The following is a 15463-nucleotide window of genomic DNA, read 5'->3' as shown; positions in this document are numbered from 1 at the left end:
GCGCCGTCAGGCGCCGATCTTGTGTTCCGCCAGCAGCAGGTGCACGGCTTCGCGCACGAGTTCGCTTTGCTTCTTGCCGGTGCGTTGCTCTAAGAGCTTGAAGGCCGCGAAGTCTTCGTCGGAGATTCTGGCTCGCACGGTGGGGGATTCTCCACTGGGTGCGCCCACGCGGCGCCGACCCGGTCGCAGCGCCCGCTGCAGGGCTTCCTCGCTGCCATACTCTCGCAGCAAAAATGCTCGGCCTTCCGCAGCCGCCGCGTCGCCCGTCAGAACCGAGCTCGGTGCCGGGAGTGGCGTCGCGGGGTCGGTGAGACGAGCGGCGAGTTCGTCGTAGTTGGTGTCAACCATGGGGGTTCTCCTCTCGGTAACGGCGGAACTTCGGGCCGAGTTGCATTGCATGGAATATGGAGGCCTCGCGGCCGTCGGTGAACTGGTTGACCAAAATTTCTAGTTCGCGGTCGGTTTGTGCATGCTCGGGCCCGATGTACAAACGGATCTCGCCGCCGTCGTCGTTCGGCCCCAAGTCAGCAACGTAGGTCGCATGCAAGATTGCGTGAATCTGGTCGTGACGCGCAACACCGTGCTTGTCGCTTGACGTCTCCCAACGAGGCGGCATGAATCAACGGTACACTTAATGCGGCTACAGTTACAGGCTACAGTTACAGGCTACAGAACCGTGGCCCAGGCATGCCGGCCTGAGCCGGTCTCTGCGGCCCGGTCGTGAACTCGACGAGCACCACGTCGCCCGACGAGGCGAGGCACAGCAAGTCGATGGATCCGGATGCCAGCGACGTCTCACGCCCAATGACGAGCAGGTCACCGTCGAGCCCGAGGTCGTCGGCGGGGATGAGCTGCGGATTCATCTTCATGACCTCCTGCAGGTGATGTTCGCTCGGCGCAGGCGACTCGACGAGATCAAAGTGCTCGCCAGCGCGCTCCACCAGAAAACGACGGGGCATGGATGCTCCTTCCGTGGTGAGCCCGAGGCTACCGGGTTGCACCGACAATGTGACAGGCGACGCAGTCGCGGGCCGTGGCAACAACTCTCGATTCCTTCTGCGGCCCTCGGTGCACTCACAACGTCGCCCGATGCGTCGAGAATGAGAGTCAACCCCGAGAGTTCCTGTGCCATCCCGGGGCCCGGGGTTCTCGCGTTAGGGCACGACTGTTGACCGGCAGAATCGATCGCGTTGATGGGCGTCGGAAATGCGGCAGGGACGTTTCAGCGCTGTTCGATGACTCCTGCGGCAAAGTCGAGCGCTGCGGGGGTGCCAACCTGCATGCCCGTCATGGTGATCGTGTAGGTCCCGTCGGGCCGTACCTCGAACCCGGTCCGAATCCAGCTGCCGCCTCCGACCATTACAAAGCCGTCGCTATCGAGGTAGGTGGAGCCGGTCGGGCTCACGTAGAGCGCTTCCGGCGCGCTCTCGCCGTATGACTGGCCAATGAGGAAGACCACCGGGCCCATTTCTTGCGTCAGTTATCACGGGGCGTGCGAGGGTGTTTTTCAGAGTGTGGGGGCGTCCGGTGTGAACCCGTACTTCGGTCATCGACGTACTCCTGAGTGTTGCTCTAGACGGTCACGCGTCGGAGCGTTTGTGACATCGTCGTGACAATGGATTGGTCGCCAGTGGGCCAGGCTTGAGTCGGGCTAAGTGCGAACACCGACATTTGTCCAAGCTCGTAGGTCGTTGAGTGCGACGCCGATCGTGGTAAGCGAGGCTCGCATTTCGTCGTGTACCGGCGCTTCGCCCGCGGGGTCCTCGATCGTGAGAATTGCCGCGAAGCGAACGCCCTGCTCCGGCAGCAACTCAGACGCCCGAGTGAGGTAACCGATCTCGAGAAGCCAGTCTGAAGATCTGCCCACGCCCCGCATGGTTCGTTCGAATGACTTAATCGGGAACCACTTGCCGAGCTCCGTCATGAGCGTGCGCTCGTTTGCATATGTGTACCCGGAGAAGAATTCGTGACTCGGGCGAACCTGGCTCCCGAAGGAACCGCTGCGAGGGTCGAGCTGCTTCAGGGATCCGTCGAGGTTTATGCGCACGGCCTCGCTCCCGTGCGCATGGTTCAGTTTCGGTTGTGAAACGAGCGTCAGCTTGATGGTGCCGCGGCACTTCCCGTCCGTCGAAGTTAGTGAGTCGGGCCACCGGAATGGGAACATGACGCGTTTTCTCGGCTGGATGATGTCGCTGAGAACGATCGTCATGCGGTGGGCGGCGCCGTCGAGGGTCTCGCTTACCGATGGGAGCAGGCCGCGGCCGACAAAGGATGTCGCGAGGTCGGCAATGGTTTCTGAGCGCCGCAAGACGGGCGGTAGTTGCGCATGGTGAGTGGCGAGGCCGAGTAGCACCTCGCGAGGAACGTCCCCGGTGATTGCCTCGTCGAGCGAAGCGAGATAGCGGGCAACTAGCGGCGAAGCGAAGCTCGTTCCCTCCACCTCGATGATGTTCCCGACGGAGTTCAGAGCTCGAAGCCCCGATGAGTCGCCGCGGTTCACTCGGACTCCGCCGCCAGGTGCGGCGAAGTCCGGCTTCAGCGCCGATGGCACGGGCGATGCGCGACGCGTGTACCTCGTCGGCGCCCCTTCAATCCCCGTGGCCATTCCAGGAGGATTCGTTGCACCGACGCTTACGTTGGCGATGCTTTCAGCGGGCACGCCAAGTCCATCGCGTGCTCGGCTTCGCGCAATCATCGCTACGACGTCGCCTTCCGCGCTGGGCCACTCCTCACGAATCTCGGTCTCGGGAAGATTGCCGACCGATATGACGAATATCACGTCGAGATCGTTCGCGATTTGGTCCAATTCCCGGGCGATGGGCGAGAAGAAAGACGAGCCGGGCGCTCGTCTGAAGTTGTAAGACAGGTTGAACACGCGGACGCCCTGCTCAGACTTGGCGCGCTGGACGCTCTCGCGAAGGACGTCGATGAAGTCCTCCAGCGGCGTCGGGTAGTAGTCGGCCACATACTCTTCGGCAGGAAATAAGCCGAGGTCGTAGACCCGGCAATCCTCTGCCACGTCAAGCAGAGAGGGATTGAGGTCGGCTCCGATCGCAATGAGTGATGCAATGGAAGTGCCGTGGACCACTCTTCGAACCGACCGATGCTCGGGTGCGATGTAGTCGTTGTGCCCCACAATCCAACCCGCGGTGCCGGGGTCCTGCCAATCGATACCGCCGTCGATCACGCCGATGACGGGTCGAGCTGCGCCATCTCGTCGCGGAGAGCCCTGATGTTGGCCGATGACTGGCTCGGTGTCGTCAGATACGGCGGCCGGGGCATCCCCGAGCGCCACGCGCTTGACTAGCGCGCTTGCCTCGAGACGCGCGAGTTCCTCGCGGAAGGCGCTCGAGTCGATCGCTCGAGATCGGACCGCTGCGACCCCTTGTGGCCTTGGGCGCTCGAGCGCGGGCTGTGCGCCGAGCACAGCGCGTGCCGCGCCAGAGAGCTCGAACAGCGAGCTGAAAGTTGGAGTGCGCGTAGCGAGTTGCCTAATACCCTCGATAGCTTCGTCGCGAAGCGACCCGTGCGCCGGAATGTCGAAGAGCTCGACTTCGGCACGGGTGGACGGGTTTTCGCTGAGCCACTCCTCTGCTTCGTCGAGCGTGAAACCGCGCGCGTCTGCCGGCGACCACTCTCGGATGTTCTGTATGGCTCCGACCTCAGTGCGCATTGGGCTCGGAGCGTATCGCTGCACCCCGAGCGTGTCGACCCGCCAAGCAACGTCGGTCTCCGCGCTTTCGACGAGTTGAAGGATCTTCCGAAGGTTCGCTGGAGTCACCGCGAAGATGAGCTCGCCATAGTCGTCCGTTCCCACATGGGATGCGCGCGTCTGTCTGAACAAGCTTTGAAACGGGCGATGAGATTTCGCAAGGGCGTCGGGCCGCATCAGGACCGTGACGTTCACGCGCCTCGAGTGAGCACTCTTGGAGATGAGCACGCGGATCACCCGAGCAATCTCGTCGCGGTGGAGCGAGAACTCGTGGTCTTGGTCGCGGTAGAAGTCCTTGCGTGCGCCTCCGCCGTTTTGGCGTGCGCGGTCTTCGCGGAACGACTCTGGCCTTAGCACTACTTGAATCGGGCCGTCCGGCATGTCACACCTTTGCCTCGTTGAGCCAGCGCCCGATTGTCTTTCGATCCTTACCAGCTAGCGCGGCGAGTTCGGTCTGGCCGAGGGACGCTGGAGGCTCTCGTAGCACCTCGACCAGCGCCTGGACCGTGTCGTCAGCTCCTCGAACGCCGCGCATCCCAGTTGCTTGAATCGCGTTTTGAAGTGTACCGAGGTGAGAGCTGCTCGACTGGTGCTGGAGTACAGACATCTTCAAGAATGCGAGCGTCAGTGTTCGAACATCAGCACCCGAACGGCCCTGAGTGAGCTGTGCGATCGCGCGGGCTACGGTGTCGGCGTCCTCGAGCCCACTAAGGCTCAGGTGCGCGATTTCGAAGCGCCCATCGTAGCTTGGCAGGCCTAGTTCAATCTGGTGTTCGAAGCGACGCCAGACGGCCGAGTCGAGAAGGCGCTCGTGGTTCGTGACGGCGATGGTTAGGCCGAACTGCGTCCGCTTGTCTAGGTTCTGCAAGAGAGCGTTAACGACGCGCTTGATCTCGCCGACTTCGTTGACGTCATCACGGATCTTCGCGACCGCATCGAACTCGTCAAGGATGAGCACGCTGTCGTACCGGTTACAGAAGTCGAACAGCGCGCCGAGGTTGCGGGCAGTGTTGCCCAGAAGTGAGGAGATCAGACCGTCGAGTCGCGCGACCACAGCTGGTCGACCGAGGCGCGAAGCGATCGCGAGTGCAAGTGTTGTTTTTCCCGTGCCAGGCGGCCCGTAGACGAGTAACGATTGGCTAACTGGAAGCCCGAGTTGCGTAAGTTCGACCTCGTGTTGCCACTCGCCGATCAGCGAGTCGTATGCCGCTTGCGCCTGTGAAGGAAGAACGGGCAGCATCTCCCCCCGCTCCGGCATGACGATTTCGCAAAGGGGGGCACCGGACTCTCGATCAACCGGGAGGGTCGCCTTTGCGGTGAGCCGTTGGCCCGCTGACGGCGCAAAGGTGACGCCGGAAGGTTGTAGATTCATCGGCTCGACCGCCTGACGACTCTTGCTCCGCGTGACGAGAGCGCGGAGTTTCTTCGCGTCGCCCTCCTCGCCGGCCTCAGCCAGGCGATCTGCGAGTCGTTCGACCTGGTGACTGATCGCCTCGGCGTTGCCCGCGAGAGCGGTGCGGGCGAGCGCCTGCAATACGTCGAAGTTCTCCATGTGCACCACCTTACGTCCATCATGGGTCAATCTATCGACTTGATGGGACATGCACGCAGATTCCTGGGACATGGCTCGAGCGACTTGGTACAGGAGGCTGGTCTAATGGACCTTTATGCCTTCTGATGTCGGGGCCACTCGCTAGATTCGACCTTGACCACCTGGCCGGAGGAGACGAGACGTGGCGCGGATTCATGAGCTACTAGCGCAACTGCGGGCATCGGCGCCCGCACTCGCGGCGGACATCGAACGTGAGGTCAATGCGCTCGCGGACCGTCGTGTATTCGGATTGAACTTCGAACGGCACGCGCCGGAGGCGGTGGAGCTGCCGGGGCGCCGGGTGCGGGTTGGGGACAAAGTGCGCGTGCTTGCTCCGCGTGGTCAAGCGCCGACGTATATGAATCGGGCTCTGTTCCGGGTCGCGTCGATCGAACGGAGCGACCTGGGCCGGCTCGCGTCGCTAGTGCCTCTTGGGCCAGAGTTCGAAGCCACCGGCGAGGCCGACATCGCACTCACTGTCGTCGTCGATGACCTCGTGGTCGTCGCTGAGTTCCGTGATCCGATCTACCCGGGACTGGTCTCGACCGGCACGGTGGAGCGCGGAGGTGGGTCGCATGGCCAACCGGGCGACAAGCCGTATCACGCGGTCATCAACGCCGAGAACTTTCACGCTCTTCAAGCCTTGCTCTTCACCCACCGCGGCAAGGTCGACGCGATCTACATCGACCCCCCTTACAACTCCGGCGCGAAGGATTGGAAGTACAACAACGATTACGTCGAGGCGGACGACTTGTATCGCCACTCAAAGTGGCTTGCGATGATGGAGCGTAGGTTGCTGCTCGCGAAGGAGCTCCTCAATTCCGAGGAGTCAGTTCTAATAGCTGCGATTGACGAGAAGGAGTATCTCCGGCTCGGGCTGCTCCTGCAGCAAGTGTTTCCAGAGGCGAACATCCAGATGATCTCCTCGGTCATCAGCCCGAGCGGCGCGGCCCGCAATCGAGAGTTCACTCGCGTGAACGAGTTCATTTTCTTTGTGATGCTTGGCACCGCCGCGCCGGTGAAGACACCTGACGACATGCTTCTCACGGAGAACCGCACAATTAAACAGAACCGCTCTCCTATCTGGAATCAACTTCGTCGACTTGGAGCCGGCCCGGCACGCACTGATTCGCCCAGCAAGTTCTATCCGGTGCTAGTCGACCCATCTAGCGGCGCCATTCTCGGCTCTGACGCGCCTCTTCCATTGGGGTCTTCGCGAGACACGTACGCAGCCCCACTGGGTACTGAAGCGGCATGGCCGACACAGACTGATGGTTCAGACGGGCGTTGGGAACTGAACCGCGGCTCCTTTGAGACTCGACTCAAGGCCGGCCAAGTCCGGACTGCTGGGCGTGGAAAGCAAGGCCACTGGAGTATCCAGTACCTACGGAATGCGCAGATCGAACGGCTAGCCAGTGGTGAGCTGGAGACTGTCGGCAAGGCTCCTCAAGGGTGGCTTGAGATCGACTACGCGCCGGATCGTCCGCGCGAGTTGTATGCCAAGACGGTGTGGAACAAGTCCTCGCATGACTCCCGAACATACGGTTCCTGGGTTTTACGAGAACTGCTCCCCAAGCGTTCATTCCCTTTCCCCAAGTCTCTTTACGCTGTGGAGGACGCCCTCCGGTTCTTTATACGCGATAAGCGTTCCGCCATCGTTCTCGACTTCTTTGCCGGGTCTGGTACGACCGCACATGCGGTCATGCGTCTGAACAAGCAGGACGATGGTCGCCGCGTCTCGATTTCGGTGACAAACAACGAGGTCGGTGCTGTCGAGCAGTTGAATCTGCGTAAGCAGCACTTCCGTCCTGGTGACGCCGACTGGGAGTCGTGGGGCATCTGCGAATACATAACGAAGCCGCGAATTCGTGCAGCGATCGAGGGGAAGACGGCGGACGGAACGCTGATCAAGGGGGAGTACAAGTTCACTGACGTCTTCCCGATGGCCGACGGATTCGACGAAAATGTCGAGTTCTTCACCCTCACCCATGAGGCGCCGCTGCGAGTGCAGTCGAATCGAGAGTTCTCGAGAATCGCCGCTTTCCTCTGGCTACGCGCAGGGTCGCGGGGGCGGCGGATCGATTCGCTCGCGGATGGCTGGGACGTCACGGACAATTATGGGGTGCTTGAGGATCTCGACCGAACCGACGACTTCCTGGTGGCGATGGCAGCTGCGCCAACCGCGCATATTGCGTACATCGTCACAGATGAGGATCGGCTATTCGAAGCAGTAACTCGCGACTTACCGACCGGGGTCGAGCCAGTCCGGCTTTACCAGTCCTACCTTTCAAACTTCGAGATCGACGCGATGCGGAATGCCCGATGAAATTCTCACTGAAGGACTATCAACGCGACGCCGTCATCCAGGTTCTTGACAACCTTGAGCGCGCCAAGAAGAAGTACCACGAGTACCACAAAGAGACCTCTTTCACCCTTACCGCGACGACGGGCGCCGGCAAGACCGTAATGGCCGCTGCGGCGATCGAGGCGCTCTTCTATGGAAACGACGAGCTCAATTTTGACCCCGACCCGGGCGCGGTGGTGATCTGGTTCTCGGACGACCCGAACCTCAACGATCAGACCCGCATGCGGCTCATGCAGGCCTCCGAGAAGCTAGACCACAGCCGACTCGTGACTATCGAGTATCCGTTTTCCATGCCGCAGCTCGAGGCGGGCAAGGTGTACTTCTTGAACACCGGAAAGCTCACCGCAAACTCAAGACTCACGCAGAAAGCTGCCCGAGCTCGCGCTGTTGAGGCGACCGGGCAGTCGTCCTTCCTCGCCCCTGACGACCTTGCGTGGACGATTTGGGAGACGCTCGCGAACACGATCGACGATGACGGGCTGTCTGTCTACTTGGTCATAGACGAAGCCCACCGCGGCTTCAACACAAGGGCGAGCAGGGACAAGCCGACGATAGTTAAGGGCCTCGTCGACGGCACCGAGACCGGTCTGCCAATCCCGGTCGTTTGGGGAATCTCCGCAACGAGCAAGCACTTCGACGAGGCAATGAGCGAGGCAGACCTGGCCGCCGAACGGGAACAGCTGCCAGCCGTCACCGTCGACCCTGCCCGCGTCCAAGCGTCCGGCCTCATCAAGGACAAGATCGTCCTCGATATCCCGGCCGAAGCCGGCAACCTTGAGACCGCGCTCGCGACTCACGCCGCCCAGAAGCTCAAGTATTCAGCCGACCGCTGGGGGAAGTACCTCGAGGCTCAGGCGAAGCTGCCGGGCGAAAAGTCTCCCGAGGCGGTCGTGCCGCTCCTTGTCATGCAGATCCCGAACGACGCCGCCGCGGAGCATCTCGACGAGGTCGGCCTCTGGCTCGACACGATCGCAGCTGGCCTCGGGGACATCAGCTCGATCCATGTCCGCCACGTTCTCGGCGACCACAGGACGATGACGTTTGGCTCGTGGGACGTTGACTGGATTGAGCCGCAGCGAGTTCAGGAGGCTACCCAGGTTCGTGTCCTCATCGCGAAAGACGCGATCTCGACTGGCTGGGACTGTCCGCGTGCCGAGGTTTTGTTGTCGTTCAGGCCGGCTAGGGACCACACACACATCGCACAGCTCCTCGGCCGGATGGTCCGCACCCCGCTTGCACGCCGCATCCCGGGTGACGAACGACTCAATTCCGTCGACTGCATCCTGCCGCATTTCGACCGCACTACCGCGGGCAATGTCGCGAAGTTCCTGACAGGCCTCATCGACGAGATGCCCGGAGGGCCGACGATTGAGGTGTTGCTCGATGGGCGCGAGCTCGAGCCGAATCCGCACGTGCCTCCCGCGGTCTGGGAGTGCCTCGACGCACTGCCGTCGTATGTCGTGCCGCAGCGCGGCGCACGGCCTGTCAAGCAGTTGGTGAGCCTCGCCCAGGCGCTCGCTGCCGATGGCCTGAAGGTTGGAGCAATCAAGTCGGCCGAGAAGCAGATGCACATCACGCTCGACGGCTTCGCAGAGCGATACGACGGACAGCTGCGTAGCGCCGAAGTTGAAGTACGCACCGTCCGCGGCATGTCGATCGCCGGACGCTTCGGCGGGGACAAGCTCACCTACGCTGACTTCACGATTCGGGCCGACGAGCGGGCGATCCGGGTCGCGTTCGAGGATGCGAAGCGGGCCTTTGGTGCGGACGTCGCTCAGTCGTACGTCGACCACCTCGCCGGCGAAGATGACCCGGATGCTGACGACGATGGCCTTCGCGGCGCCTACGTGAGGACCGCTGCACTCGCGACTATCGCGATCGTGCGCGAGAAAGTGGACGTCGCAGCGAAGGACATTGTCGACGAGTGGTTCGACGAACAGCGAATAGCACTTCTTGGCCTCTCTGACGAGCGACGCGAGGTGTACGACGAAATTCGCGCACAGGCCGTCGAACCGCAGTTGCAGCCTCTCCACCGGCCACGAAACCGTATGGCCGACTTCAAGGAACTCGATGGCGACCAGATACGAGACGCGGACACGATAGACAAGCATCTGATGTCGGACGAGGCTGGCTGGTACCCGATCACGAAGCTGAACGACTGGGAGAAGGCGGTCATCCAGAAGGAGGTTGCCCGCCTCGATTGCATCGGCTGGTACCGAAACCCTTCCGTCTCCTCCGCCGATTCCCTCGGCGTCACATACCGCGACAGGGTCGGCAACTGGCGTGCCATGCATCCAGACTTCATCTTCTTCAACGAAGTGAATGGTCAGGTCAAGCCGTCAATCGTTGACCCTCACGGCACCCACCTGGATGACGCGTTAGTGAAGCTGAGAGGCCTCGCGGAATACGCGCAAACGCACGCCAATGACTTTCATCGGATCGACTCAATCGCAAACGGGACAGGTAGCGAACTCCGCGTCCTCGACCTGAAAGACGAGGCGGTCCGAGACTCGGTCATGCACTCGAAGCTCTCCGCCGCCGAAATCTTCGCCGCCCAGGGGAGGAAGTACGCGTGACCATGCCAGCATCGATTGGATTCACGACCGCCCAGGCGGATGCGATCTCTGAGGTGTCAAACCCCCTACAGCTCATCGCCTGCGCCGGGTCTGGGAAGACTGAGGTACTCGCCCAACGGATCGCGAACATTCTCCAGCAGCCGGGCGTTCAGCCAAGGAACGTCATCGCCTTCACGTTCACCGAAAAAGCCGCGGCAGAGTTGAAAGAGCGCATTCACCGCACGGTCAACACGGCGATTCCGGACATAGTCGGCATGGCCGAAATGTACGTCGGCACCATGCACGGCTACTGCCTCGACATGCTCCAGACGTACATACCAGAGACTTTCAAGTACGGAGTGCTCACCGACACTACGCAGCAGCTGCTAATCGATCGGATGAGTGTGAAGTCTGGACTGACTACCTGCACGAAGACCGTTGGCGGGAACGTAGCCACATTGTCCCGATTCAAGGACACCCGTTACTACAAGGGCGCACTCTCTGTCCTTCAGGAAGACGACGTCACCTTCGGGCTAGTTCCTGACGCGGTCAAGGCTTCGCTCGCGTCTTATCAGAACCTGCTAACTGAGCATCGCTATTTTGACTATACGTCAATGATGGTGGAGGCCGTCCGGTTTCTGGAGCGATCCCAGACCGGCCTCACTCTCGATACTGCAGAGCAGTCATTGCGGGATCACATTGAACTCGACGTCAAGTTCGTGATCGTTGACGAGTATCAGGACGTAAACCCGATTCAGGAGAAGCTCGTCCAGCGACTCGTTCACTTTGGCGCGAACCTCTGCGTCGTCGGTGATGACGATCAGACGATTTATCAATGGCGCGGATCCGAGGTGCGCAACATCATTGACTTCACCTCCCGATACGCGGGCGTCCGGTCGATCCGACTCGAAGAGAACTTCCGCTCATCGAAGGGCATTGTCGAGCTGGGCCGTTCGGTGGCCGAGAGACTTGATTCTGCCGAGAGGCTGACGAAGAAGATGCTTTACGCCTCGCACCAGATCTGGGAACGCGGCGACATGCTCGCCCTCCAGTTCGAGGACGCTCGCGAGGAGGCGGCCTGGATCGCCGAGCGGATCCAGGGCCTTCAGGGAGTGCCGTTCCAGGATCGCCCCACCAGCGAACCGCGTGGCCTCTCATGGTCTGACTGTGCGGTCCTATTCCGGTCGGTAAAAGACGCCGACGCACTAGTCGACGAGTTCCGCCGACTGAATGTTCCCTTCATCATCAAGGGTCTTGCGCGGCTCTTCGATGGAGTCGAGATTCAAGCCTGCGTGGGGATCTTCCGTTACGTGCTCGGGAAGATTGGCGAGCCTGAGCTCCGCGACCTGTGGGATGCGGCATCGCTCGTTCCAGGCCCGTCTCTTTGGCCAGACGCGATGAAGGTGCTCGATGACGGCGCCGACTTCACAAGGAGCACCGCGTGGGGCGCTTACAACATCCAGCGGCTCTTCTTGAAATTCCTGGAAGCTCTCGACCTGCACGAAGGAACGATCGCTCCTGCGGACTCGAGACGGGCCGAGCTCGTCATGTACCAGCTCGGCAAGTTCTCGCAGGTGATTTCCGATTTCGAGGCGATCCATTTCTCCTCGGACCCCGCGCGTAAGTATGAGTCCTTCGAAGGATTCCTGACCTTCCAGGCCCCGAACGTCTACGAGGAGTCGGACGAAGACGCCGGCTACGTCGCTCCCGACGCCGTAGTGATCTCCACAGTTCACCGCGCCAAGGGACTCCAATGGCCAGCTGTCTTCGTGCCGTTTCTTCGCGCCAACCGCTTCCCGATGAAGGCGCCCGGCGGCACGCAAACGATCCCCCACATCATTCCGATCGAGGCGGTTCCGAACGGCGCTCGATACAAGACGAACCCGTCGGACGAGACGCGACTCTTCTACGTCGCGGTTACTAGGGCCCAGAAGTACCTCTACTGCACCTACTCCCCGGGCGACTCGGCTATGTATCGACGAGCTTCTGCCCTTTACCTTCACTGCACCGCTTCAACTTGGATGTCCACAACGGACGAGGGACTTCCCACTGCGGCTCGACTCGACCCGACGCCCAAGAGGGATACCCCCAACATCGGGGTGTCGTTCTCCGAACTGAAGTACTTGATCGAATGTCCCTACCAGTTCAAGCTCCGATTCATGTACGGCTTCAATCCGCCAATTCATGAGGCACTCGGCTACGGCAAGGGGCTACATGACGCTCTCGCCGAGATGCACAAGAGGGCGCTTGCCGGCGATATTCCTGACCGGTCAGAGGCGGAGTGGCTCGTTGACCGACACCTGCACACCCCGTATGCCTACCCGACGCTGCGAGCGGAGCTCCGACGCGCAGCAGTCGATGCCGTCGAGCGTTACTTCGACCGGCATGGTGCAGATCTCACGCGAACAATCCACTCAGAGAAGGTCATCGAAGTCGAGATTTCTCCCGGCGTCACCGTCAACGGCCGTATCGACCTGATCAAGTCGCTCGAGACCGGTGAGACCGCAATCGTGGATTTCAAGTCCACGAAGGATTCGCAGTCAGAGAGTGTGACAAAGGACCAGCTATCGATCTACGCGCTTGGCTACCAACAGCTCACCGGAGTGGACGCTGATCGCGTTCAGATCCTGAACCTTGATGAACAGGGCAAATCTACGAACGATCCCGTGAGCCCTGACCTCGTAGCTGACATCAAGGCGAAGGTTGAAGGTGTCGCCGAGGACATCCGAGCGAATCACTTCGCGTGCGATCACGATCACGCCAAGGAGGCCGCCTTCGACGACCTGGTGTGGCTCACGGCAGGTGGTCGGTCCTTCTGACGCTCACGGAATGGGCAGAAAGCGCGGAGGAGTCATTATTTGTCTGGGGCTGGCAGGGCCCCCGGCTCTCGCGCTACTTCATGAGTCTCTCGATCAGCGCTATCCCAGCCAGGTCTGGCGTCACGGGGGCAGTCTCCGGTGGCTCAAAGACATGAAGGCGCGGCTCTCGACCAAGATGTTCGGCGAGACACTTGAGCAGCACTGCGAGACCGAGTTCAACCACATTCGCGCCACGGCGTTTTCGAAGGCGTAGTTCGAGAAAGATAACGACGCGCGGTCGGGCAGCAAGGCGGCTTCGTTGTCCAGCCGTCGCGCAGGAAGAAAGCGCCTTTCACTGGCTCTACAAATTAATCCGTGGACTAGTAGGTGCGTCGATGTAGTCTGACGCCAAGGACCATAAGACAGAGATTTGCTCGAAAGCCTAATCAACCTAGCGATCACGACTAAGCGGTTCTTTTCTGTTCATCTCCCTGGGATCGGTGCATATTGGTGGGAGCGCGGCGTGCTTCCGGCTTTGCTTTTCCCGCAGACGCAACTTGCTCTGGAACGAGGTTGGACTTCCCTCGCTGACTTTGACGTCGCTTCGTTGCTTCGAGTGGTCGACGGCAACTGGGATCGGTGGCGTGGCGTCAACCTCGTTTCTTGCGAAGCGCGTGATTGGCCCAAGGAATCGGCGGCCATTCGCAACCGAGTTGCACACGAAATCGTCGAAACGAAAGGCACACCACGCCATGCAAGAGATCATCTGCCCCAACTGCGGCAAGGCCTTCACGATTGACCAGGCCGGATACGCCGACATCCTGAAGCAGGTGCGCGACACCGACTTCGAGAAACAACTGCACGAGCGCCTCGAGCTTGCCGACCATGAGAAGCAGCGGGCGATCGAACTTGCCGAGACGAAAGCGGCCGGCGAGTTGCAGAAGGCTGCGGCCGCGAAAGACTCCGAGATTCAGGCGCTGAAGGCCAAGCTCGACGCGGGGGAGAGCGCCAACAAGGTCGCTGTCGAACTCGCCGAGGCGAAGCTCGCCGCCAAGCTCGCCGACGAGTCCGCGAAACTCGAAGCGGAAGTGGCGAAGAAGGCGTCAGAGATCGAGTTGCTGAAGGCGAGCATCCAGAACGGAGAACAGGCGAAGCGGCTTGCCGTCAAGGAAGCACTGAGCACGGTGGAGCGCGAGCGTGACGAGCTGAAGAACGGGCTCGCCATGGCCACGATGGAAAGACAAGTCTCTGAGCAGGCGCTCGAAGAGAAGTACAAGCAGCAGATCAAAGATCGCGACGACGCGATCGAGCGGCTCAAAGACATGAAGGCGCGGCTGTCGACCAAGATGGTCGGCGAGACGCTCGCTGCCTGACGCGTCAGATCATCACGCGGCGCTCGGGTCGCTGCAGTACAAGCAGGAGTTGGCGTTGGTGAAGGCGCAGAACGTTGACATCACGAGTTACGAGAGCGACCTCGACGCGTTCAAGACCGGCTTTGCGCGCAACTACGACCTGGCCTTGCGGCGGTTCGGCGAGGCGATCGCCGAGATCGACAAGTCGATCGAGCGGCTGCAGAAGGCGAAGGATGCCCTGCTCGGGTCAGAGCGCAACCTGCGCCTGGCCAACGGCAAAGCACAGTGGTGACCATCAAGAAGCTGACGCGGGGTAACCCGACTATGGCGGCGAAGTTTGCTGAGTTGGGCGACGGTGCATAGTTCGTAGCCCTCCGTCGGTGGTCGGCGCTACCTTTCGGACGACCTACTCGAGGGCGCTGTGGCGCCGAGGGCTTGGCCGGGACTCCGTTGACCGCGGAAGTGTTGTGAACTACAGTTGACAATATACGAACTGCGCAGAAGTGCTGAGTTCGACCGGTGGCTAGCTGGGCTGAGAGATCGTGCCGCTATTGCACGGGTCTTGGTGCGGCTCGATCGGCTCGCTCGCGGCAACCCTGGCGATGTTCGACCCGTCGGCTCGAGAGTCTCGGAGCTGCGGATCGAATTCGGACCCGGTCTTCGCGTGTACTACCTGCAGCACGGCGACGTGGTGGTGCTGCTTTTGTGCGAGGGAGACAAGTCGACCCAGCCACGAGATATCAAGCGGGCACATCGTCTGGCCGACCAGTGGAGGTATGAGAAGCATGACGACTGAGACTTTCAGCCGATTCGACGCTGCCGACTACCTCACCGACATCGAGACTGCGGCGGCCTATCTCGAAGCGACGATTGCCGAAAGTGGCGACGACCCCGCCGCCATTGCGGATGCGCTCGGGGCAATCGCACGCTCGGGAAACCTCAGCGAGCTGGCTCGGCGCACCGGGATGAGCCGCGAGGGTCTATACAAGGCGCTCTCCGCCGACGGCAACCCGAGTTTTGCGACCATCGTCAAGGTCGCGCGGGCGCTCGGGCTCACGATCTCGTTCTACGCTATCGCGTAGGGGTGCGG

Annotated in this window: 14 protein-coding genes; 8 read left to right on the top strand and 6 right to left on the bottom strand. The window is 61.2% G+C overall.

Annotated elements, in window-relative coordinates; genetic code table 11:
- Positions 1 to 6: 6 nt before the first annotated feature.
- The 6 genes from KL788_RS03680 to KL788_RS03655 all read right to left on the bottom strand — a co-directional run bounded on the left by KL788_RS03680 (position 7) and on the right by KL788_RS03655 (position 5264).
- Positions 7 to 348, bottom strand: a complete 342-nt coding sequence (locus KL788_RS03680) for a ribbon-helix-helix domain-containing protein (protein ID WP_293168597.1) — start codon at positions 346 to 348, stop codon at positions 7 to 9.
- The gene (locus KL788_RS03675) at positions 341 to 616 is read right to left on the bottom strand and encodes a hypothetical protein (RefSeq protein ID WP_293168595.1); all 276 of its coding nucleotides are present in this window, start codon (positions 614 to 616) and stop codon (positions 341 to 343) included. The genes KL788_RS03680 and KL788_RS03675 overlap by 8 nt, the downstream gene beginning before the upstream one ends.
- A gap of 43 nt (positions 617 to 659) precedes the next feature.
- Complete coding sequence (locus tag KL788_RS03670; RefSeq protein ID WP_293168593.1) at positions 660 to 959, bottom strand: hypothetical protein; 300 nt, start codon at positions 957 to 959, stop codon at positions 660 to 662.
- 263 nt (positions 960 to 1222) lie between these two features.
- Entirely contained in the window at positions 1223 to 1459 is a 237-nt protein-coding gene (locus KL788_RS03665) for a hypothetical protein (RefSeq protein ID WP_293168591.1), read from the bottom strand.
- Between the two features lie 192 nt (positions 1460 to 1651).
- The gene (locus KL788_RS03660) at positions 1652 to 4093 is read right to left on the bottom strand and encodes a S8 family serine peptidase (protein ID WP_293168590.1); all 2442 of its coding nucleotides are present in this window, start codon (positions 4091 to 4093) and stop codon (positions 1652 to 1654) included.
- Between the two features lies 1 nt (position 4094).
- The gene (locus KL788_RS03655; RefSeq protein WP_293168589.1) at positions 4095 to 5264 is read right to left on the bottom strand and encodes an AAA family ATPase; all 1170 of its coding nucleotides are present in this window, start codon (positions 5262 to 5264) and stop codon (positions 4095 to 4097) included.
- Between the two features lie 181 nt (positions 5265 to 5445).
- Between KL788_RS03655 and KL788_RS03650 the strand changes: the two genes are divergently transcribed.
- The 8 genes from KL788_RS03650 (at position 5446) to KL788_RS03615 (ending at position 15455) form a co-directional block, all read left to right on the top strand.
- Positions 5446 to 7629 carry a site-specific DNA-methyltransferase gene (locus KL788_RS03650; protein WP_293168588.1) on the top strand — a complete coding sequence of 728 codons (2184 nt, stop codon included), beginning with the start codon at positions 5446 to 5448 and terminating at the stop codon, positions 7627 to 7629.
- Positions 7626 to 10244 carry a DEAD/DEAH box helicase gene (locus KL788_RS03645; protein WP_293168587.1) on the top strand — a complete coding sequence of 873 codons (2619 nt, stop codon included), beginning with the start codon at positions 7626 to 7628 and terminating at the stop codon, positions 10242 to 10244. Before KL788_RS03650 ends, KL788_RS03645 begins: the two co-directional genes overlap by 4 nt.
- Before the next feature lie 2 nt (positions 10245 to 10246).
- Entirely contained in the window at positions 10247 to 13042 is a 2796-nt protein-coding gene (locus KL788_RS03640) for an ATP-dependent helicase (protein WP_293173146.1), read from the top strand.
- A gap of 10 nt (positions 13043 to 13052) precedes the next feature.
- A complete protein-coding gene (locus KL788_RS03635; protein ID WP_293168585.1) occupies positions 13053 to 13295 on the top strand; it encodes a DUF2130 domain-containing protein in 243 nt (80 codons plus the stop codon).
- A 478-nt stretch (positions 13296 to 13773) separates the two neighbouring features.
- Positions 13774 to 14394, top strand: a complete 621-nt coding sequence (locus KL788_RS03630; RefSeq protein ID WP_293168583.1) for a DUF2130 domain-containing protein — start codon at positions 13774 to 13776, stop codon at positions 14392 to 14394.
- 58 nt (positions 14395 to 14452) lie between these two features.
- Complete coding sequence (locus KL788_RS03625) at positions 14453 to 14665, top strand: DUF2130 domain-containing protein (protein WP_293173143.1); 213 nt, start codon at positions 14453 to 14455, stop codon at positions 14663 to 14665.
- Positions 14666 to 14851: 186 nt separating this feature from the next.
- Entirely contained in the window at positions 14852 to 15169 is a 318-nt protein-coding gene (locus KL788_RS03620; RefSeq protein ID WP_293168581.1) for a type II toxin-antitoxin system RelE/ParE family toxin, read from the top strand.
- Positions 15159 to 15455, top strand: a complete 297-nt coding sequence (locus tag KL788_RS03615) for an addiction module antidote protein (RefSeq protein ID WP_293168579.1) — start codon at positions 15159 to 15161, stop codon at positions 15453 to 15455. Before KL788_RS03620 ends, KL788_RS03615 begins: the two co-directional genes overlap by 11 nt.
- The last annotated feature ends 8 nt before the right edge of the window (positions 15456 to 15463 follow it).

Origin of the sequence: Microcella sp. (assembly GCF_019739195.1) — a bacterium.
Taxonomy (GTDB): Bacteria; Actinomycetota; Actinomycetes; order Actinomycetales; family Microbacteriaceae; genus Microcella.
The sequence above is the reverse complement of the archived record's forward strand: the minus strand, read 5'-3'. Positions and strand labels throughout refer to the sequence as shown.